This window comes from Microbacterium sp. AISO3 (assembly GCF_002204305.1).
Lineage (GTDB): Bacteria > Actinomycetota > Actinomycetes > Actinomycetales > Microbacteriaceae > Microbacterium > Microbacterium arborescens.
Map to the genome: position 1 here is coordinate 1 of NZ_NHRF01000010.1, position 20,003 is coordinate 20,003.

At 69.2% G+C, this 20,003-nt stretch carries 19 protein-coding genes and 1 pseudogene; 7 read left to right on the forward strand and 13 right to left on the reverse strand.

The annotated features are described in order from the left end of the window. A pseudogene (locus CBF90_RS18810) lies at positions 1-202 on the reverse strand (sugar ABC transporter permease); the annotation flags it as partial. 49 nt (positions 203-251) lie between these two features. Here CBF90_RS18810 and lpdA point away from each other — a divergent pair. Then, positions 252-1,652 (forward strand): dihydrolipoyl dehydrogenase, encoded by a 1,401-nt coding sequence (gene lpdA / locus CBF90_RS13600; protein WP_023951600.1) that lies wholly within the window; start codon positions 252-254, stop codon positions 1,650-1,652. A gap of 84 nt (positions 1,653-1,736) precedes the next feature. Here the strand turns inward: lpdA and CBF90_RS13605 are convergent, their stop codons facing one another. Together CBF90_RS13605 and CBF90_RS13610 are read right to left on the reverse strand one after the other, a co-directional pair. Next, entirely contained in the window at positions 1,737-2,369 is a 633-nt protein-coding gene (locus tag CBF90_RS13605) for a CYTH domain-containing protein (RefSeq protein ID WP_023951602.1), read from the reverse strand. Next, on the reverse strand, positions 2,359-2,604 hold the full coding sequence (locus CBF90_RS13610; protein WP_023951604.1) for a hypothetical protein: 246 nt from the start codon (positions 2,602-2,604) through the stop codon (positions 2,359-2,361). Before CBF90_RS13610 ends, CBF90_RS13605 begins: the two co-directional genes overlap by 11 nt. A gap of 97 nt (positions 2,605-2,701) precedes the next feature. On the opposite strand from CBF90_RS13610, the gene CBF90_RS13615 reads away from it, so the two are divergent. Continuing rightward, complete coding sequence (locus CBF90_RS13615; RefSeq protein ID WP_064956860.1) at positions 2,702-3,433, forward strand: glutamine amidotransferase; 732 nt, start codon at positions 2,702-2,704, stop codon at positions 3,431-3,433. A gap of 17 nt (positions 3,434-3,450) precedes the next feature. Further along, positions 3,451-3,807, forward strand: a complete 357-nt coding sequence (locus tag CBF90_RS13620) for a DUF6176 family protein (RefSeq protein WP_141097167.1) — start codon at positions 3,451-3,453, stop codon at positions 3,805-3,807. A 10-nt stretch (positions 3,808-3,817) separates the two neighbouring features. Here CBF90_RS13620 and CBF90_RS13625 read toward each other — a convergent pair whose 3' ends face one another. From CBF90_RS13625 to adhE, 5 genes are all read right to left on the reverse strand, one after another. Then, positions 3,818-4,831: a YihY/virulence factor BrkB family protein gene (locus CBF90_RS13625; protein WP_064956862.1), complete on the reverse strand. Its 1,014-nt coding sequence runs from the start codon at positions 4,829-4,831 to the stop codon at positions 3,818-3,820. A gap of 51 nt (positions 4,832-4,882) precedes the next feature. Next, the gene (locus tag CBF90_RS13630; RefSeq protein WP_064956863.1) at positions 4,883-5,362 is read right to left on the reverse strand and encodes an A24 family peptidase; all 480 of its coding nucleotides are present in this window, start codon (positions 5,360-5,362) and stop codon (positions 4,883-4,885) included. Then, positions 5,359-5,655 (reverse strand): DUF1905 domain-containing protein, encoded by a 297-nt coding sequence (locus tag CBF90_RS13635; protein ID WP_064956864.1) that lies wholly within the window; start codon positions 5,653-5,655, stop codon positions 5,359-5,361. Before CBF90_RS13635 ends, CBF90_RS13630 begins: the two co-directional genes overlap by 4 nt. A 77-nt stretch (positions 5,656-5,732) precedes the next feature. Further along, positions 5,733-6,725, reverse strand: coding sequence for an aldo/keto reductase (locus CBF90_RS13640; RefSeq protein WP_088380848.1), 993 nt, complete (start codon positions 6,723-6,725; stop codon positions 5,733-5,735). A gap of 61 nt (positions 6,726-6,786) precedes the next feature. Then, positions 6,787-9,531 (reverse strand): bifunctional acetaldehyde-CoA/alcohol dehydrogenase, encoded by a 2,745-nt coding sequence (adhE, locus tag CBF90_RS13645; RefSeq protein ID WP_064956866.1) that lies wholly within the window; start codon positions 9,529-9,531, stop codon positions 6,787-6,789. A gap of 190 nt (positions 9,532-9,721) precedes the next feature. Here adhE and nrdI point away from each other — a divergent pair, with 190 nt between their 5' ends. After that, entirely contained in the window at positions 9,722-10,168 is a 447-nt protein-coding gene (nrdI, locus tag CBF90_RS13650) for a class Ib ribonucleoside-diphosphate reductase assembly flavoprotein NrdI (RefSeq protein WP_088380849.1), read from the forward strand. Positions 10,169-10,478: 310 nt separating this feature from the next. Continuing rightward, positions 10,479-10,682: a cold-shock protein gene (locus CBF90_RS13655; RefSeq protein WP_023951622.1), complete on the forward strand. Its 204-nt coding sequence runs from the start codon at positions 10,479-10,481 to the stop codon at positions 10,680-10,682. Positions 10,683-10,735: 53 nt separating this feature from the next. On the opposite strand, the gene CBF90_RS13660 is transcribed toward CBF90_RS13655, so the two are convergent. From CBF90_RS13660 to CBF90_RS13675, 4 genes are all read right to left on the reverse strand, one after another. Further along, positions 10,736-12,037 carry a heparan-alpha-glucosaminide N-acetyltransferase domain-containing protein gene (locus CBF90_RS13660; protein WP_242435682.1) on the reverse strand — a complete coding sequence of 434 codons (1,302 nt, stop codon included), beginning with the start codon at positions 12,035-12,037 and terminating at the stop codon, positions 10,736-10,738. A gap of 123 nt (positions 12,038-12,160) precedes the next feature. Next, entirely contained in the window at positions 12,161-13,633 is a 1,473-nt protein-coding gene (locus CBF90_RS13665; protein WP_141097168.1) for a HAMP domain-containing sensor histidine kinase, read from the reverse strand. Further along, positions 13,630-14,367: a response regulator transcription factor gene (locus tag CBF90_RS13670; protein ID WP_023951628.1), complete on the reverse strand. Its 738-nt coding sequence runs from the start codon at positions 14,365-14,367 to the stop codon at positions 13,630-13,632. The genes CBF90_RS13665 and CBF90_RS13670 overlap by 4 nt, the downstream gene beginning before the upstream one ends. 55 nt (positions 14,368-14,422) lie before the next feature. After that, on the reverse strand, positions 14,423-14,833 hold the full coding sequence (locus CBF90_RS13675; RefSeq protein WP_172407848.1) for a barstar family protein: 411 nt from the start codon (positions 14,831-14,833) through the stop codon (positions 14,423-14,425). Positions 14,834-15,003: 170 nt separating this feature from the next. Between CBF90_RS13675 and CBF90_RS13680 the strand changes: the two genes are divergently transcribed. Beyond that, on the forward strand, positions 15,004-18,216 hold the full coding sequence (locus CBF90_RS13680) for a glycoside hydrolase family 9 protein (protein ID WP_172407849.1): 3,213 nt from the start codon (positions 15,004-15,006) through the stop codon (positions 18,214-18,216). Positions 18,217-18,307: 91 nt separating this feature from the next. Continuing rightward, positions 18,308-19,384, forward strand: a complete 1,077-nt coding sequence (locus CBF90_RS13685) for a LacI family DNA-binding transcriptional regulator (protein ID WP_088380852.1) — start codon at positions 18,308-18,310, stop codon at positions 19,382-19,384. Between the two features lie 18 nt (positions 19,385-19,402). Here CBF90_RS13685 and CBF90_RS13690 read toward each other — a convergent pair whose 3' ends face one another. Further along, complete coding sequence (locus tag CBF90_RS13690; RefSeq protein WP_088380853.1) at positions 19,403-19,972, reverse strand: hypothetical protein; 570 nt, start codon at positions 19,970-19,972, stop codon at positions 19,403-19,405. Between the last annotated feature and the right edge of the window lie 31 nt (positions 19,973-20,003).

A 20,003-nucleotide genomic window follows, 5' to 3' on the forward strand; every position in this document is an offset into this window, starting at 1 on the left:
GACCCACGGCGAGCAGGAACGCGATGACGTTCACGACGATGACCGTCGCAACCGCGAAGCCGGCGGTGAACAGATAGCTCTGCAGGATCGCCGGGTCGCCCGCCGGTGGAACCACCGAGACGGCACCGGCCGAGGGCCTGCCCGCGGTGTTCTGGATCGTCGTCGCGGTCGTCGTGGTCGCCGGTGTGATCGCCCTCGTCATCGCCCTCGTCGCGGCGTCTCGGCGGCGCACCGAGGACTAGGCTGGGAGCATGCCTCACTACAACGTCGTCATCCTCGGCGCGGGCCCCGGCGGGTATGTCGCAGCTGTCCGCGCTGCGCAGCTCGGACAGTCCGTCGCGATCATCGAAGAGAAGTACTGGGGAGGCGTCTGCCTCAACGTCGGCTGCATCCCCTCCAAGGCTCTGCTGAAGAACGCCGACCTCGCCCACACCTTCAAGCACAAGGCCGATCTCTTCGGGATCAGCGGGGATGTGAACTTCGACTTCGGCACCGCGTTCGACCGCAGCCGCAAGGTGGCCGAGACGCACGTCAAGGGCATCCACTTCCTGATGAAGAAGAACAAGGTCACCGAGTACGAGGGACGCGGGTCGTTCCTCGACGCGAAGTCGATCCAGGTGACCAAGGCCGACGGCTCGCAGGAGACCGTCACGTTCGACAACGTCATCATCGCCACCGGCTCGACCGTGCGACTCCTTCCCGGTGTGCAGCTCAGCGACAACGTCGTGACCTACGAGGAGCAGATCCTCACCCGTGACCTGCCGAACTCGATCGTCATCGTCGGCGCCGGCGCGATCGGCATGGAGTTCGCCTTCGTCATGTCGAACTACGGCGTGAAGGTCACGATCATCGAGTTCCTCGACCGCGCCCTCCCCAACGAGGACGTCGAGGTCTCGAAGGAGATCCAGAAGCAGTACAAGAAGTACGGCATCGACATCCTCACCTCGACCAAGGTCGAGCAGATCGTCGACTCGGGCGATAAGGTCACCGTCTCGTACTCGGCCAACGCCGACGGCGCGAAGGGGCAGATCGAGGCCGACAAGGTCCTCATGTCGATCGGCTTCGCTCCCCGGGTCGAGGGCTTCGGTCTCGAGAACACCGGCGTGAAGCTCACCGAGCGCGGCGCGATCGACATCGACGACCACATGCGGACGAACGTCGAGGGCATCTACGCGATCGGCGACGTCACCGCCAAGCTGCAGCTCGCGCACGTCGCCGAGGCGCAGGGTGTCGTCGCGGCGGAGACCATCGGCGGCGCCGAGACGCAGACGCTCGGCGACTACCGCAACATGCCGCGTGCGACGTTCTGCTCGCCGCAGGTGGCATCGTTCGGCCTGACCGAGCAGCAGGCGCGCGACGCGGGCTACGACGTCAAGGTCGCGAAGTTCCCGTTCTCGGCGAACGGCAAGGCCAACGGCCTGGGCGAGCCCGTCGGTTTCGTCAAGCTCATCGCCGACGCCGAGCACCTGGAGCTCCTCGGCGGGCACCTCATCGGCCCCGACGTCTCGGAGCTGCTGCCGGAGCTGACCCTGGCTCAGAAGTGGGACCTCACTGCGCTCGAGGCCGCGCGCAACGTCCACACGCACCCGACCCTGTCGGAAGGCCTTCAGGAGGCCTTCCACGGTCTCGCGGGTCACATGATCAACCTCTGACGCTCGCGTCGCCAGAAGACGAACGCACCGCTCGGCCCCGGCCGGCGGTGCGTTCGTCTTTGCGGCTGATCGAACCCGGGATGCTCAGCGTCCGAGGGCGCGTCCGAGCTTGGATTCGGATGCCGCGGGCGCTCCCCCGGCGGATGCGACCAGCTCGTCGGCAGCTGCGAAGAGCTCGGCGACACCGGCCGCGCTGGCGGGCGCCGCGGGGCCCAGCTCGAGCTCCCACTCCCGCCATGAGCTCGTTCGTCCCGACCGTTCGTCCGTGGCCGTCACCCGATCGTCGACGAACTCCGCGACCAGATCGCCCGCGGCGTCGAGCAGGGCGAAGGCGGTGCGCGAGTTCCGGATGCGGGCGATGACCTCGAAGGGCGGCTGCGCCACCTCGGCGAGCTCGGCGACGATGGCGTCCGGCACGTCGGGTGGGGCCGCCTCATCCGCGTCGTCGAGGGGCCAATGGGTCTCGAGCTTGCCCTCGGGCGTGGACCGCTTCACGTGCCACCCCTCGTCGGGGCCGCCTGTGCGTCGCCGCAGCGCGGTCAGCGCGGCGGCGAGTCGTCCGTCGGCGGTGTCGAGGTAGCGCGCATCGAGTTCACGGGGCTCGGCTGCGCCGACGGTCGCGACGCCGGGGAGGAGCGACCAGTCGGGAACGCTCGCCTCGTCGCCGACGTCGTACTTCCGCTCGACCTCGAGTGAGCTGCGCGGCTCAGTCGTCACTGGTGACGCGGTCGTCGCGCTCGTCGGTCGAGGGGTCGATGTCGCCCTCGGCTTCGACGAAGTGGAACTCCGACGACGTCGGTCCGTCGCCCTCGCCGGTGTTCTCCGGCTCGCCGGAGCGTTCGTAGACCACCTGGGTCTCGCTGTAGGGAAGGATGAGCCGGTCTGACGCGTCGTCGTCCAGCGGAAGGGTCTGCCCGTCGAGGGGACCACCGTGCAGTCGTGCAATAGCCATGTTCTGACCTCCTGTCTCCCGACGATACCCGCGCCGTCCGGACCGGCCGATACGCTTGCGCCATGCGTGCTCGGCGACTACGAAAGCTCCCCTCGGCGTGAAGCCGTTCGTGCTGCTCGCCACCCGGGCCGAAGACGTGCCCGCCGACGAAGAGTACGAGCTCTTCCTACGCCACACCGGGCTCGAACCTGCCTCGCTCCGGCGCGTGCGACTCGAGTCGGAACCGATGCCCGAGATAGACCTCGACGACATCTCGGGCATCTTCGTCGGCGGTGGCCCGTTCAACGCGTCTGATCCGTATGAGCAGAAATCCGCCGTTCAGCGCCGGGTCGAGGCCGAGTTCGCCGACCTTCTGGCACGGGTCGTCGCACAGGACGCCGCGTTCCTCGGTGCGTGCTACGGAATCGGCACGGTGGGTGCGTTTCTCGGGGCGACGATCGACCGACGGTTCGGCGAGCCCATCAGCGTCGTCGACGTCGAGCTGACGGATGCGGGGCGGCGCGATCCGCTCCTGGCGGGGATGCCGCCGACGTTCGCCGGCTTCGTCGGACACAAGGAAGCGATCTCGGCCCTTCCTCCCCGTGCCGTCCTGCTTGCTTCCTCCGAGGCGTGCCCCGTGCAGATGTTCCGGGTCGGCGAGAACGTCTACGCGACGCAGTTCCATCCAGAACTCGACCTCGCCGGCATCACGACTCGCATCCACGCCTACGCCGACTACGGCTACTTCGCGCCTGACGAGCTCGACCTCACCCTGAGCGCCGTGAGCCGCAGCCCGGTCACCCACACGGGGTCGATCCTCCGCGCGTTCGTCGAGCGCTACGCGCGCTAGGTCGCTAGTCTCATGCCGTGATCCATTTGGTGGCTCGGCGTCTTCGCCCCGATCATCGCGAGCGCGTCATCGAGTGGTTGCGCGAGATCGACGGCCCTCGGCGCGCGGAGGCGCTGGAGTCGCTCGCGGCTGAGGGGGTCGAGCACGAGACCGCGATGATCATCGATACGACGGATGGTCCGGTCATCGTCTACGCCATGCAGACCGACGACCTCGCGCGCTCGCAGGCGGTCGCAGATGCGTCGCCTCGTGCGATCGACGCGGAGCACCGTGCGGTGATGCGCGCGGCCGCGGGCGGGCGGGTTGAGAGCGAGGTCGTCCTGGACCTGCGCGCCGGACTGCGCCCTCCTCGGACGAGCTCCGTCGGCGACTGAGGCCGGCGAGTCAGCCGCCCGCTTTCGCGCGTTCCTCGGCCTCGAGCTCGCGCGCCTTCTCGAGCTCCCGGGCGGCGGCGGAGACGGCGTCCTCCGCGCGCTGCACGCGACGCTGCAGGAAGGTGGTGGCGCCGAAGCGCGCCCGAACGCGGTCTTCCTCTTCACGCACGCCCGTGACGATGTAGGCGGTCGCGATGAGGATGACCTGCGATGAAAGGTTGAGCCACAGCAGCAGCGCGATCAGTGAGGCGAACGACGCCAGCAGCGGGTTCGAGGTGGCACCACCGACGAACAGGCCCGACAGTTGCTGCAGCACCGTCAGCCCGGCGGCGCCGAGCAGCGCGCCGCTCCACAGTGCACGCTTTCGAACCTTCACCCCGGACAGGACCCGGAAGAGCACGGCGACAGCGACCGCGTCGAGGGCGAACACCACCACCAGCGACACGGCCCAGCCGCCGAATTGCACGAGCGGGTTCTCGTCGGAGAAACCGAGGAGGTCGGCGAGCAGTCCGACCCCGGCCGTCCCGAGGAACGTCACGCCGGCAGCGGCGACGAGCGCCCCGCCGATGCCGATCGCGAGTGCGAGGTTGCGCAGCAGGACCCAGACGAAAAGCACATCATCGGTCAGTTGATCCGCGATCGCGCGCATGGCGGTACGGAGCGAACCGATCGCACCGATCGCCGCACCGACCAGACCGACGGTGGCGATGACACCCGCGATGGTCAGCCCGGCCGGGGCCTGGATGTCGTCGAGCTTGATGAGGCCGTTGTTTCCGACGAGTCCCGGGATGACACGGTTCACGGCGTCGATGAGCGCCTGCCACGCGACGGGGTCACCGGCAAGCCAGAGCGCCGCGACGGAGAACCCCAACAGCACGCCGGCGAACACGCTGAACAGGGTGCGATAGGTGACGCTGTCGGCGAGCACCGGTCCACGGTGCTCGCTGTACAGCAGGAACGCGCGCACCGGTTTGCGCTGCAGCGCCCACGCGATCGAGCGGGAGATGAACGTGGACTCGGCCATGCCGCCACGATAGCGCGGCGCTCACCCTCGCCCCCGCGCACTTGACACGCCTCAGATCCCGGCCCAGACACCCCCGACGACTGCCCATGCGCCGAGCAGCATGAAGGGGCCGAACGGTATCCGGGTATGCCGGTCGCCGCGGCGGGCGGCGATGACGACGACGGCGACGAGACCGCCGCAGAAGAACGCGAGCGCGGTCGCGACGAGCGGCGCCACCCAGTCGTGCGTGCCCGTGAGCAGCCCGATCGCCGCCGCGAGCTTGACGTCTCCCCCGCCCAGCGCCCGACCGCCCCGGTGCAGGAGGTAGTAGACGACGAACAGCACGACTCCGGCGCCCGCCGCGCCGGCGATCGGCCCCATCGAAGCCTGTTCGATGGCGGAGAGCACCGCGAGGCTCGCGGCCGCGCCCGTCAATCCGAGGACGAGGCGGTTCGGAAGCCGGTGCGTCGCGATGTCGACCGCCGCCAGCGCGACACTCAGCGCGGCACAGGCAGCCACGACCACGATCGTCGCGATCGCCAGCGGCGTCACGCGTCGAGGACCTCGAGTATCACCCGGACGACGCCGTCGGATCCGATCGATTCGGCGCGGCGGATCGCTTGCTTCAACGGGAGGACGTAACCGCCGCGCCCGGCATCCGGAAAGATCGAGGTCTCCCACGTGGAATCGCCGATCGTCGCCCGCACCCGAACGGACCCGAACCCCCGCGGCATCCGCGGGATCTCTCGGATGTCGGCGCTGGGCTCTTCCGGCACCGCCGCGAAGTACCAATCCTGGGTGCGGGCCTCCCAGCGGAACACCTCCGCGTCGAATTCCATCTTCACGCGATCAGCGTAGGCCGCCCCCGAAGCGAGCGTGGCGGGGTGTCCACAGGAGACACCCCGCCACGCCGCTCGCACGGTCACCAGTGCGGGTGGATGTCTGCTCGGAGGAGCTCGTCGTAAACCTCCGCGGCCGCGTCGGAGAAGCCGGTCAGATCGGTGCCGTCATCGAGCAGCGCCGCCGCGGCTGCGTTCGCGCGGGCCTGCTCGGTCGTCCGGGCTCCCGGGATGACGCTCGTGACGCCCGGACGCGACGCGATCCACGCGAGCGTCGCCGCGGGCAGGGTGATGCCTTCGGGAAGGGCAGCCGCAAGCCGCCGGGCTGCCTTGACGCCGGTCTCGAAGTCCACCCCCGAGAAGGTCTCGCCGCGGTCGAAAGCCTCGCCGTTGCGGTTATACGACCGGTGGTCGTTCGCCGCGAACTCGGTGTGCTCGGTGTAACGGCCGCTCAGCAGCCCCGACGCGAGCGGGACGCGCGCGAAGATCGCGACGCCGGCGGCTCGGGCTGCCGGGAGCACCTCGTCGAGCGGCTTCAACCGGAACGGGTTGAGGATGATCTGGATGTTCGTGACGTTCGGCCGCGCGATCGCGGCGAGCGCCTGCGCCGCGGTCTCGACCGAGACCCCGTAAGCGGCGATCGCTCCGTCTTGAACCAACTCGTCGAGCGCGTCGTAGGTGTCGTCCGACTCGATGACGGCCGACGGCGGGCAGTGCAGCTGCACGAGGTCGAGCGTGTCGACGCCGAGGTTGCGGCGCGACCGCTCCGTCCAGGCACGGAAGTTCTCGCGGTTGTAGTTCTCGGGCACCTGCGCCTCGCGGCGCCCCATCTTGGTTGCGACGGTGATGCCGTGGCCGGGTCGGCCGGCGAGGAATCGGCCGATGGTCGTCTCGCTGCGGCCATCGCCGTAGACGTCGGCGGTGTCGAAGAGGGTCACGCCGGCATCGGCGGACGCTTCCAAGACGGCCAGAGCCTGGCCGTCGTCGACCTCGCCCCAGTCGGCACCGAGCTGCCAGGTGCCGAGGCCGATGGCCGAGACGGAACGGGAGGTCGAAGCGAGGCTGCGCTGCTGCATGGCTACAGCGTAGGCGCAGGGCCGGACACCTCGGTCCGGCCCTGCGCTCCGCGGATCGCCGTCAGGCGCCGTGCGCCGCCTTCGCCTTCCCGCTGCCCTTCTTCGCGGGTGCGTCGGGGGTCTGCGCATCGACGGGAGTCGCCGGGAGGGCGGCGTCCGCGGCGACGACGGCCGCGGCACGGGTGGCGCGCACATCGGCGAACGAGGTGCCGTAGTACGCGGCTTCCATGAGCGTCTTCATGTCGTCGATCATCGGCATCCGCGGGTTCGCGGGGGCGCACTGATCCTCGTAAGCGGCCATCGCGAGGCTGTGCAGGTTGTCGAGGAAGCGGGCCTCGTCGACGCCCTGCGCCTGGAACGAGCGCTCGATGCCGACGCGGTCACGCAGATCCTCCACCGCGCGGGCGTAGCTCTCGACACCTTCTTCCGGCGTCGCGGCGGGAAGCCCGAGGTGCTGCGCGATCTGCTGGAAGCGCTCAGGAGCGATGTACCGCTCGTACTTGGGCCAGCTCGTGAGCTTCGTCGGGACGGTGCCGTTGTACCGGATCACGTGCGGCAGGTAGACCGCGTTGGTCCGTCCGTGCACGAGCTTGTACGTGGCGCCGGTGACGTGCGCCATCGCGTGCACGATCCCGAGGAACGCGTTGCCGAAGGCCATACCGGCTATCGATGCAGCGTTGTGCATCTTCTCGCGAGCCTTCCGATCCGCGCTGTCGGTCGATCCCGGTTGCGCCTTCGTGCTGCGCTCGATGTTCTCGAAGATGAGCTTGATCGCGTGCAGGCAGAGCCCGTCGGTGTAGTCGTTGGCGTACACCGACACGTAGGCCTCGGTCGCGTGCGTCAGAGCGTCGAAGCCGGCGTCGGCCACGAGGAAACCCGGAAGCACGCGCGTCAGCTCAGGATCGATGATGGCGACGGACGGTGTCAGCGCGTAGTCGGCCAGCGGATACTTCATCCCGGTGGCGTCGTCGGTGATGACGGCGAATGGAGTCATCTCCGAGCCCGTTCCCGACGTGGTGGGGACGCAGACCAGCTTGGCCTTCTTGCCCATCTCGGGGAAGGTGAACGCACGCTTGCGCACGTCGAAGAACTTCTCCCGCATGTCGGAGAATTCGATCTCGGGGTTCTCGTACAGCAGCCACATCACCTTCGCGGCATCCATCGGTGACCCGCCACCGAGCGCGATGATCGTGTCGGGCTGGAACTGGCGCAGCTGCTCCGCGCCCGCCACGACCTCCGAGACCTTCGGCTCGGGCCGGACCTGGTTCAGCAACTGCACCTGGACACGGTTCTCGCGCCGGTTCAGGACATCGGTGATGCGGTCGACGTAGCCGAGCGAGGTCATGGTCTCATCGGTGATGATGCTGACCCGCTCGACTCCCCTCATGTCGGCCAGGTACCGGATCGCGTGCGGCTCGAAGTAGGTCTTCGCCGGGATCTTGAACCACTGCAGGTTGTTGTTGCGCCGTCCGACGCGCTTGACGTTCACCAGGTTCACCGCCGAGACGTTGTTGGAGACGGAGTTGTGACCGTACGAGCCGCAGCCGAGGGTCAGCGAGGGCAGGAAGGCGTTGTAGATGTCGCCGATGCCGCCGAGAGCCGACGGCGAGTTCTCGATGATGCGGACCGCCTTGACGACCTCCGCGAAGCGGGCGATCACCTCCGCGTCGTTCGAGTGGATCGCGCCGGAGTGACCGAGCCCGTCGAACGCCACCATCTGCCGCGAGAGCTCGATTCCCTCATCCGGAGTCTCGGCACGGAGCACGGCGAGGACGGGGGCGAGCTTTTCGCGCGTGAGCGGCTCGTGCGGGCCGACGCCTGCAACGTCGGCCAGGAGGATGGACGTGTCCGCGGGGACCGTGAAGCCCGCCTGCTCGGCGATCCAGACCGGCGATTGACCGACGACCCGCGCATTGAGCTTCGCGTCGGCGCAGTTGGCGCTGTCGGCGGTGACACCGAAGATGAACTCCTCGAGCATCGCCTTCTCCTCGCTGCTCACCCGGTAGGCGTGCAGGCGGGCGAACTCCTCGAGCGCCTCTTCGGCGATGGGCCCATCCAGGACGACCGCCTGCTCGCTCGCGCACACCATGCCCATGTCGAACGACTTCGAGAGCACGATGTCGTTGACGGCGCGGCCGACGTCGGCGGTGCGTTCGATGAAGGCCGGAACGTTGCCCGCGCCGACACCGAGGGCGGGCTTGCCGCACGAGTACGCGGCTCGGACCATCGCGTTGCCGCCGGTGGCGAGGATGAGAGCGACGCCCGGGTGGTTCATCAGCTCGCCGGACGCCTCCATCGACGGCTCTTCGATCCACTGGATGCAGTCGGCGGGGGCACCGGCCGCGACCGCGGCGTCGCGGACGATGCGGGCGGCCTCCGACGAGCAGCGCTGCGCAGACGGGTGGAAGCCGAAGACGATCGGGTTGCGCGTCTTGAGTGCGATGAGCGACTTGAAGATCGCGGTCGAGGTCGGGTTCGTCACCGGAGTCAGCGCGCAGATCACTCCGACCGGATCGGCGATCTCGGTGATCCCCGTGAGCTCGTCGTGCGCGATGACGCCGACGGTCTTCTGATCGATGATCGAGTGGGTGACGTGTTCGCAGGCGAACATGTTCTTCACGGCCTTGTCCTCGAAGAGGCCGCGCCCGGTCTCCTCGACCGCCATGACAGCGAGCTCGCCGTGGTGGTGCAACGCCGCCACCGACGCCTTGCGGACGATGTGGTCGACCTGTTCCTGGGTGAAGTGCGCGTACTCGTCGAGGGCACGCTGTGCCCGGGTGACGAGGGCGTCGACGGCGATGGACATCGTGAGCCTTCCCGGCGCGGACGGTCTCCGCGTCTGTGTCCGAATCCGGGATGGAGGGACCTCGACCCCGTGTCCCCAGTGTGGCTCATGTGGTCTGACCACAAGAGTCCCCGGGCCGGAACAAATCGAATACGGGTTTTCCCGCTGCCCCGCACTGCCTCGGGCGCTCTACCGGCGCAGACTGGGCCCCGTGGCGCAACTCCCGGTCTACTTCTTCTCCTCGACCTCGAACCTCATCCGCCGCTTCGCGCGTAACCTGCACGACTCGGACGGACGGCCGGTGCGGGACCTGTCCGAGCGGACGGTGCGTGCGAGCGAGGCACCGGGACCCTGGGTCCTGCTGACACCGTCGTACAAGGCGGGCAATGATGCTCACGCGACTCTGCCGGCAGCAGTCCGCGCCTTCCTCCGCTCCCCCGCCAACCGCCGGCGCCTCGTCGGGATCATCGGCTCCGGCAACCGCAACTTCGGAGACCACTACCAGGCGGCGGCCCGCGAGCTCGCCCGGGCGTCGGGACGTCCGGTCGTGTTCGAGTTCGAGCTCGCCGGCACCCCGGAGGACGTGCTGGAGTGCGCTCGTGTCCTCGCCGCTTTCGATGCGCGCTTCGGGAGCGACCCCACCGCGCAGCATCCATGAGTCGTATCGCGTCTTTCGACGACATTGCACGAAGCATCGCCCCACGGGCGTCCGAAATCGCGTAGCATTCGAGAGTCGGTGCGTCACGGCGCGCCTCTCCGTCGGTTCGCTCCGACGTGCACTTCGTTTCATTCCGCCGTCGATCTCACGCACCCGGGCCGTGCTCTCGGCCCCGCGACCGCACCTATCTGGACCGGTCGCCCACACCGGCGAGTATCTGCTCGCCCCCACACACTCCGCAGCGGCCCGGCCGCAGCGGTATCCGGATCATCACAGCGGTGGTCCCAGAACACAGAAGGAAAATGACGACATGGCCACTGGCACCGTCAAATGGTTCAACTCGGAGAAGGGGTTCGGCTTCATCGCTCCGGACGACGGCACCGCGGACGTGTTCGCGCACTTCAGCGCCATCGCCGGCACTGGACACCGCAACCTGTTCGAGAACCAGAAGGTCGAGTTCGACGTGGAGCAGGGCCAGAAGGGCCTGCAGGCGACGAACATCCGCGCTCTCTGAGCGTTCGACGCAGTGAAGGGGTCGGTCCGATCGGACCGGCCCCTTCCGCGTTTCTAGCGGGCTCCGCTGTCCGCGGGTCGATCGACTCGATGCGCGGCGCCGGCCACGAGTGACTCGAGGGGCCCACGGCCGCGGCTGAGAGCCCAGGTCGTACACGCGGCGAGAAGGGCCGCGACGCATCCGATCCAGAACCAGCCGCTGGCGGCGGGGTCGCCGTCCCACGACGCGAGACCCGGCGCGAGCGCGAGCGGCGAGATCAGGACGGCGAAAGAGACGACGTGCGCCGTGTACGCCGTGAGGGGCATCGATCCGACGGCGGCCAGCGGCACGAGCAGCGCCCGGAACGGACTCGCGGCGAGCAGGCAGGCGCCGACGACGGCGAAGGCGAATCCGCCCGACCCGATGATCTCCCATGTCCCTCCCGAGTGCGGCGTCACACCCCACGCCTGAGACAGCGCGGCTCCCAGATCGACCTCGCTCAGCTGTTCGAGATAGCTGCGCGCGTCGGGACGCATCGACGAGGATGATCCCGGCAACAGCGACGACACTCCCGAAGACGACAGCGCGGATGACGACGAGACGCTCCCCGATCCCGTGAGCCACCCGCGGACCGTTCCGTTGAACGCGTCACCCAGGCCGTAGCCGAAGGCGGCGAGCCCGACTCCGGACCCGAGCAGCACCGCCGCGGTCCGCGGCCGGTCGAGTCGCAGCCGCCCGAGCGCCATCCCGGCGAGGACCAGGGGCAGCCACACGGTCAGCGGATAGGAGCCGCTGAGGAGGAAGTCGACCGCGGTGCCGCCGATTCCCTGCGGGATGCCGGCGCCCGAGAGCGTCACCGCACGCAGGAGCGCGACGACGGTCGGCCCCGCCACGGCGATCGCGGCCGCGGTGAGCGCGAGGGTTCGGCGACGCAGGCCCAGGAACGGGATGAGGATCAGGAAGAGGATGCCGTAGATGGGCAGGATGACGGCGATCCCGCTGCCGAGCATTTCCAGCGCCAGCCCGAGGGCGAGAACGACGAGGGCGCGGCCGGCCATGCGCAGACGCGCGGACCGCAGTGCCTCTCCCCGGGGACGCTGTCCGCGTCCGGTCGCGAGAGCGACGGAGATGCCGGCGACCACGGCGAAGAGGATGGAAGATCGTCCCTGGACGATCGCCGCGAGGTCGGGGCCGTCGGGACCGGCGACCATCCACACGATCCCGGTATGCGCGCCGATCATGCCGAAGATCGCGAGGCCGCGCGCCACATCGACGCCCATGAGACGGGGCGGGCGGCCGAAGTCGTGCCAACGGTCGCGGAAGGAACGGCGGGTCGACTCGAGGGCTCGAGCGATCGGGGTGGTCGGCAGGGACACGGCAGGCTCTCCTCGGCGACGGGCCGGATGATGACACGGGCGCGTGCGGCAGATACCGCGCGGCCGGTCGACGGTAGATCGTGGCCCTGTGCGCGAATTAAGCGCGCTGGTCGCGTGCGGCGATCAGGCGGTGCTCGTCGGAATCCGAATCCCGAATCGCGTGCCCGCGCTCGAGCTGGTGACCGAGACCTCGTAGCCCGAGGCTGTCGCGAGCGCCTGCACGATTGCGAGACCGAGCCCGACCGTGGTCCCGCGTGTCTGCGACCGGCTCCCCGCCTGGGTGAAGCGATCGAAGATGGTGGGCAGCGCCTCGGGGTCGATTCCCGGTCCGTCGTCCTCGACGACCACTTCGACGGAGGTCGACGTCGTCTCGATGGACACGGTCACACTGGTTCCGTCCGGAGTGTGGTGCCCCGCATTGGCGACGAGATTCAACAGCATCTGCCGGATCGCGCCCTCATCCCCGACCACCGTGACGTCCTCGTCGGGCAGAGCGATGCGCCAGACGTGCCCGGGATAGGCGAACCTCGCGTCGGAAGCGGTCTCCGCCACGATCATCGACAGTTCGACGTCGTCGCGCGCGACCACCGGGTCGGCGTCGAGACGCGCGAGCAAGAGCAGGTCGTCGATGAGCGCGCTCATCCGCGACGCCTCCGACCCGATGCGCTGGAGGACGCCCTGCGTCTCGAGGGGGTCGGCGCCGGCATCGGGTTGCGCGTAGAAGTCGGCGTAGCCGCGGATGGAGGCGAGGGGGTTGCGCAGCTCGTGGCTCGCCTCGGCGATGAAGCGACGCATCGACTCCTCGGCGCGGTGACGTGCGTTGAGCGAGAGCTCGACGTGGTCGAGGAGGCGATTGAGCGCGTCGGCGACGCGGTCGGTTTCGGACCCCAGATGCCGCACGTCACGGGGAACCCGGCGTTGCGGGGCGATCTCGCCGGATGAGAGCGGTGTGGCCGCCACCTCATCGGCGATCTCGGCGACCCGCTCGAGCGGGTCGAGCTGCTGCCGGGTCCACCGCCAGCCGAACACGGCGGCGAACGCCGCGATCGCGATCCCGACGACCGCGAGCCAGAGGGCGTAGGTGCGGACGACCGTCTCGGTGTCGGTGAGGCCCACACCGCTGACGATGGTGAGCTCCTGCCCGTCCGCCGCCTCGACATCGGAGGCCGTCACGAGGTACCCGCCGTCGTCGGCGACGTCCATCATCGTGGTGTAGCCGCTCTCCGCCATCCCGTCACGAACGTGGGTGAGTTCGCGCTCTGTCATCGGACGGTAGGTGTAGTCACGGGTGAAGAACGCCGACATCGCGACCTCCCCGTCCTGGATGACGAAGAAGAACCCGTCGGAGGGAACTGCGAGTGACACGTCGTCGAACGTCGGAACGCTTCCGCTCGCGTCCACGGCCGTGAGAGTCTGCCCGATGGCTGTGTCGTTCGCGAGGTACAGCGTCGACTCGGCCTGGGTGACGAGACTCTGCCGCAGGATGGCTACGGAGACGACGCCGAAGACGGTGACGGACGCCAGAAGGAGCCCGGAGATCATCGCGACCGAGCGCCCACGCAGGGTGCGCAGGCCTCCCAGCCGCGCAGGCGTCACGATGAAGCCGGAGCGGTCGGAGCTGCACGCAGGATGTAGCCGACGCGACGCAGCGTGTGGATCATGGGCTCACGCCCGTGATCGATCTTCTTGCGCAGATAAGAGATGTAGATCTCCACGATGTTCGACTCCCGTCCGAAGTCATACTCCCAGACGCGATCGAGGATCTGCTCCTTGCTGAGGACCCGGTCGGCGTTGAGCATCAGGAAGCGCAGCAGCGAGAACTCCGTCGCCGTCAGCCGGATCTGCTCCCCTGCCCGCGTGACCTCGTGGTTGTCCTCGTTCAGCCTCAAATCGCCGACCTCGAGCATCGGCGTCGGAGCGCCCTGCATGAGCATGGGGCTGCGCCGCAGCAGTCCGCGAAGGCGCACGACGACCTCTTCGACGCTGAAGGGCTTGGCCACGTAGTCGTCGCCACCGGCAGCGATGCCGGTGATGCGATTGGCGACGGTTCCGTTGGCCGTCAGGAAGAGGACCATGGTCTCGCTCAGCTCGCTCCGGAGCGTACGCAGCACCTCGACTCCGTCGATGTCGGGCAGCACGACATCGAGGACCATCAGATGCGGCCTCATGCGACGCGCGGTCTCGATGGCGCTCGCCCCCGTCGCGGCGACCTCCACCTGCCAGCCCTGCCGAGACAGCACCGCTCCGAGCAGATGGCGGAGGTTCGGCTCATCATCGACGACGAGCACGCGGATCGCGGGATCGGACAGCGGGGACGACGAGAGCGACATGTCTTCATGCTCCCGTGCGACGATATGCGCCCGTTAAGAGAACCCGCGACAAATCTCAGGCGAGCACGAGGTCGAGCTCGGGGTGGCCGGCGAACACGTCCAGCACCAGGTCGAAGTAGGTCTTCCCGGCGCCCCGATCGAGATCGTCCAGCGCGGCGCGTGCCGGCGCCGCCGCGTACACGTCTGGGCGCTCGAGCTTCGCGGCCAGGTAGGCCCGGGTGAGCGGGACGCCCAGTGCCTGCCGCGAGGCGGTCGCATCAGCCCACACGACGCGGGCGGACGACGCGCGGGCGAGGACGCCGAACCCGCCGTAGAGCAGGTCGTCGAGGGCGTCCAGGCTCTCCCCGAGAGTCCAGTCCTCGTCGGGCATGAAGACGCGGTTGAGCTCCGCGTAGAGCGAGGGGATGTCGCGGACGCGCGCCCCCTCGATGCGCAGGTCGACGGCAGCGGACGGCGCACGATTCACACGCCGAGGCTAGCCGCCCATGACGATGACGCGCCCGCGAGGCGAGGCCGAAACAGGCGGGCCACGGCGAGGACCGTTCTGCTAGCGTGCGTGAGAGCGCTCCCTGGGAGCGCTCTCAGGCGAGCGAAGGAGCTTGAATGGAAGCAATGAGACAGCGTCACAGGAGACGCGTGACGTCCGTGATCACGACGGGTTTGCTCGTGGGGGCAGCGATGACCACGGCCCCGCTGGCCGCTGCGGCGGCGCCGGCCGAGCTACTCCGGAACGGGGACTTCTCGACGGGTCATGAGCCCTGGTGGTCGGCCGGCGTCGATGGCTTCGACACCGCGACCGGCGCCTTCTGCGCCGGGGTGCCCGACACCGAGAACCCCTGGGATGTGCTGATCGGTCAGAGCGACCTCGCTCTCGTCGACGGGGCCGCCTACACGCTGACGGCGCGAGTCCGCGCTGATGCGACCGCCACGGTCGTCGCTCAGGTCGCCCCCACCGTCCCCGACGCCGCTTACACGACGTACCTCGCGCAGAGCACCCAGCTGACCGACGACTGGCAGCTGATCCGCGCGGAGTTCACAGCACGCGACCTGGGACAGGGCACCGTGTCGGAGCTGCAGTTCCGCCTCGGCGCGAACGGCGCCACGCGATTCTGCGTCGATGACGTGAGTCTCGTCGCCCACGACGCCTCGACTCCCCCGGTCACCCCGATCGGCGACGACGAGCTGCTCCCGAATCCTACGCTGGACGACAGCACGAACCCGTGGTGGACGAGCGGCCCCGTGTCGCTGTCGAACCCCGGCCAGCGGATGTGTGCGACGGTGACCGAGCAGACGCCGAATCTGTGGGACGTTCTCCTCGGCCACAACGACATCTTCCTGCCCGGTGAGACGGGCTTTCGCCTGAGCTTCACCGCATCCGCTTCGTCCATCGCGACCGCCTCGGCGAAGGTCGGGACCTACACAGGCGCATCGCCGACCGACTGGCTCGAGCAGTCCTTCACACTGGACACCCAGCCGCAGTCGTTCGACATCGCGTTCACGACGACGCCCGCCGCCGACTACCACCTCGGCCAGGTGCAGTTCCGACTCGGCGCGGTGCCCGCCGGCACCGAGATCTGCTTCGACGAGATATCACTCCGGGGCACCGTCTACTCGTACACTGCCGATCCGGGCCCCGCCGTCAAGGTCAATCAGGTCGGGTATCTACCCCAGGGCCCCAAGCGCGCGACCGTCGTGTCCGACGCCGCCGCGCCGCTGCCGTGGACCCTCGAAGCACCGGACGGATCCGTTCTCGCCATGGGCGAGACCGAGCCGGCCGGCTTCGACGCGAGCGCCGGGGCGTCCGTCCACCGGATCGACTTCAGCGACGTCACCGAGGAAGCGGTCGATGTGCGGCTCCGGGTCGGCACGGACATCAGCCATCCCTTCGCGATCTCCGCCGACCTCTTCCAGTCGTTGCGCGCCGACTCGATGCGCTTCTTTTACACGAACCGCTCCGGCATCGACATCGACGGCGACATCGCGGGCGCGGAGTACGCTCGCCCCGCCGGTCATATCGGCGCCTCGCCCAATCAGGGTGACGACAATGTCGGGTGCCTCGAGCCGCAGCCGTGGTCGGACGGCTGGACCTGCAGCGATCGTCATGACGTCCGCGGCGGCTGGTACGACGCGGGCGACCACGGCAAGTACGTCGTCAACGGCGGCATCGCGGTAGCCCAGGTCCTCTCGACCTACGAGCGGGCCGTCGCCGCCGGCACGGCGGACGCGCTGGGCGATTCGACCCTCGCGGTTCCCGAGCGGGGCAACGGCGTCCCGGACATCCTCGACGAGGCGCGGTGGCAGATGGAGTTCCTGCTGCGGATGCAGGTGCCCTCCGGCGACCCGCTCGCCGGAATGGCCTGGCACAAGGTGCACGACCGAGCGTGGACGGGACTGCCGCTCATGCCGCACGACGACCCGCAGGAACGACTGCTGCACCGGCCGTCGACGGCGGCGACGCTGAACTTGGCGGCGACCGCAGCGCAGGCATCCCGCCTGTATGAGCCGTTCGACGCCTCGTTCGCGCAGCGGCTGCTCGAAGCGGCCGAGCGTGCGTACGACGCCGCCCTCGCACACCCCGACCTGCTCGCCCCGGAAGAGGACGGCACGGGCGGCGGCACCTACGCCGATGACGAGGTGACCGACGAGTTCTACTGGGCGGCGGCGGAGCTCTACATCACGACCGGCAGCGACCACTACCGCGCAGAGGTGGAGGGCAACCCGCTGCATCAGGCCGACGTGTTCGAGCCCGGCGGCTTCTACTGGGGCGAAGTCGCGGCCCTCGGACGAATGCAGCTCGCTCGATTCGCAACGGACCTGCCCGACATCGACCGCATCCGCGCGTCGGTGATCGATGCGGCCGAGCGTCTGATCGCCGATCAGCGGGCACAGCCGTTCGGCCAGCCGTACGCGCCGGATGAGGGACTGTACGACTGGGGCTCGAACTCATCGGTGCTGAACAACCAGGTCGTCCTGGGGACGGCGTTCGATCTGACCCAGCGCCCGCGGTACGCCGAGGCGGTCGTCGAGGGCTTCGACTACCTGCTCGGGCGCAACGTGCTCGGTCAGTCGTACATCACCGGGTACGGGACGAACGACGCACGCAACCAGCACAGCCGCTGGTACGCCAATGCCCTCGACCCGGCGTTCCCGAATCCTCCGGTGGGCACGGTCGCCGGCGGACCGAACTCGTCGATCCAGGACCCGGTGGCAGGAGCCTGGCTGCAGGGCTGCGCGCCGCAGGCGTGCTACGTCGACAACATCGGGGCCTGGTCGGTCAACGAGATCACCGTCAACTGGAACTCGGCCCTCGCCTGGGTCTCCTCCTTCGTCGCCGACCTCGGAGACGGCTTGGTCGCCGTCTCGCCGCGCGCCGTCGACGACGTCGCCTCGGGGCCCGCCGGTGGCAGGATCGCCGTGCATCCGCTCGCCAACGACGTCGCCGGCGATGCCGACATTCCGCTCGTGGCGGCGTCGCTCGCGCTCATCGATGCCGACGGCGCGCCGACGACGACCGTCGTCGTCGAAGGCCAGGGGCGATACGAGCTGAACGGGGACGTCGTGTCGTTCATCGCGGATGTCGCGTTCGAGCGAACGGCCGACCCGGTGAGCTACCGCGTCGCAGATGCCCGCGGCACCGAGGTGACCGCGACCATCACGGCGACCGTCACCGCGAGTCCGGCATCCGAAGAGCCCAGCGGCTCCGGTGCTGCGGGCTCCGCGGCACCGAGCGCGACCGGCGGCGTCCTTGCACGGTCGGGTATGGACCCGCTTCCGCTGTGGGTGCTGACCGGCGTCGCCGCGGCTCTCACGGCGGCGGGAGTCTGCTTGCTGCGGCGGCGGCTCGACTGACACCGCACGGGGCGCTCGGAGCCAGGTCGCGAGCGCCCCGTCGCGTCCGTGTTAGCTTTCGAACAGCGCGACCATCATCCGGAACGAGGACATGACCGACACTCCCCCCGCCCGCCGGGCAGCCCGGGTGACGCTGCGGGAGGTCGCGGAGCGCGCCGGCGTCTCACGTTCCGCCGTCTCGTTCGTGATGAACGGTCGCACCGACCAGCGCCTCTCCGACGACGTCTTCGATCGGGTTCGACGCGCCGCAGACGAGCTCGGCTACCGCCCGAACATCACCGCGCAGACGCTGCGCACCGGGCGCTCAGGCACGGTCGCGCTGGTCTCCGACTTCGTCAGCAGCACCTCGTTCGCGAACTCGATGGTGCGCGGCGCGATGCAGGAGCTCCGGGAGCACGACACCCTGTTGTTCACCGTCGACACCCAGGGCGACGCCGACCTGGAGGACCAGCTGCTCCACAGTCTTCTCGGCCGCAACATCGACGGGGTCATCTACGCCTCGATGTTCACGCGGACCGTCACCTTGCCGCGAGTGCTGGAGGGCGTGCCGACGGTCCTGCTGAACTGCGTGACGGTGGACGGGTCGATCGACGCCGTCGTGCCCGACGAGATCGCCGCGGGCCGCGATGCCGCGCGGATGCTGCTGGATCACGGCCACCGCGACGGGATCTGGTTCGTCGGAGACCTGCCGGCGGGCTCGCGAGGCGGAGCCGCCTGGCCCGAGTGGGACCCGATCGCGCTGACCGAGCGGCTGGCGGGGATCGACCAGGCGCTGACCGCGGCCGGAACGACCCTCGCCGGTGTCACCGCGATCGACGACGACTGGGATGTCGCGAACGGTCGACGAGCGGTGTCGCGGATGCTCGCGGAGGCCCGGGGCGCGCCGACCGCGCTCGTGTGCGCGAACGACGCGCTCGCCGTCGGTGCCTATCAGGCGCTGCATCACGCCGGGCTCAGCGTCCCCGCCGACGTGTCGGTGATCGGGTTCGACGGCAGCCCCTACGCCCGCGCCGTCGAGCCCGAGCTCACGTCGATCGCGCTCCCCCACATCGAGCTGGGGCGGCAGGCGGCGGCGATGCTCGCGGCCCCCGGCGATTCGCCGCGGATCGAACGCGTGCCGATGCCGATCCGGGTCGGCGGGTCGGTCGGGGGACCTCCCTCCCTGTAGCGGCTCAGCTTCGTCGCGTCAGCGGAACCCGCCCGGTCCGAACAGGTCGGGGCGTTCGGCCTTCAGATGTGCCAGGAGCTGTCCGTAGCCCGTCATGGCCGAGGTCGCCGTGAAGGCCGTCCGCCGGCCGCGCTTCGCGAGAACCCCGCTGTACCGATGAGCCACGTGCGGGCGCAGCCGGGTGATGTCCGCCAGCTCGACCCGGATCGGCGGCAGGAAACCCCGCGAGACGAAGACCACCTGGGGGGCGACCTCGAGCCGCATCCGGCTCATCCCGTGCGCCAGCCACACGAGCGCCGCGCCGATGAGCAGAGCGCCCAGCCCGACGATCCGCCTCGCGGGCGAGTCCTCCGGACGGGAGAGCGGACCGACGAGATTGATGACGCCGATGATCGCCATCATGCAACCCCCGACGCGCACCATGACCCGCCGCCAACGCTGCGTCGATACGACGAAGAGCACCGTGGCGCGTTCTTGACGCCACGCCGCAGCGACGTCGGACGATCTCGCCAGTACGGCGCTCGCGCCCGCGATCGCCAGCATGACGACAGCGACGGCGAAGCCGATCACGGAGAACAGAGCATCCATGGGCGACGGGCCTCTCGTCAGGATCGGGCGA

What these genes read in the sequence shown, in the direction of transcription:
- CBF90_RS13625 (WP_064956862.1), bottom strand. Translation starts at nt 4,831, where the DNA reads ATGGCCGAGTCCACGTTCATCTCCCGCTCGATCGCGTGGGCGCTGCAG.
- adhE (WP_064956866.1), bottom strand. Translation starts at nt 9,531, where the DNA reads ATGTCCATCGCCGTCGACGCCCTCGTCACCCGGGCACAGCGTGCCCTC.
- CBF90_RS13610 (WP_023951604.1), bottom strand. Translation starts at nt 2,604, where the DNA reads ATGGCTATTGCACGACTGCACGGTGGTCCCCTCGACGGGCAGACCCTT.
- CBF90_RS13640 (WP_088380848.1), bottom strand. Translation starts at nt 6,725, where the DNA reads ATGCAGCAGCGCAGCCTCGCTTCGACCTCCCGTTCCGTCTCGGCCATC.
- CBF90_RS13690 (WP_088380853.1), bottom strand. Translation starts at nt 19,972, where the DNA reads ATGGATGCTCTGTTCTCCGTGATCGGCTTCGCCGTCGCTGTCGTCATG.
- lpdA (WP_023951600.1), top strand. Translation starts at nt 252, where the DNA reads ATGCCTCACTACAACGTCGTCATCCTCGGCGCGGGCCCCGGCGGGTAT.
- CBF90_RS13655 (WP_023951622.1), top strand. Translation starts at nt 10,479, where the DNA reads ATGGCCACTGGCACCGTCAAATGGTTCAACTCGGAGAAGGGGTTCGGC.
- CBF90_RS13685 (WP_088380852.1), top strand. Translation starts at nt 18,308, where the DNA reads ATGACCGACACTCCCCCCGCCCGCCGGGCAGCCCGGGTGACGCTGCGG.
- CBF90_RS13670 (WP_023951628.1), bottom strand. Translation starts at nt 14,367, where the DNA reads ATGTCGCTCTCGTCGTCCCCGCTGTCCGATCCCGCGATCCGCGTGCTC.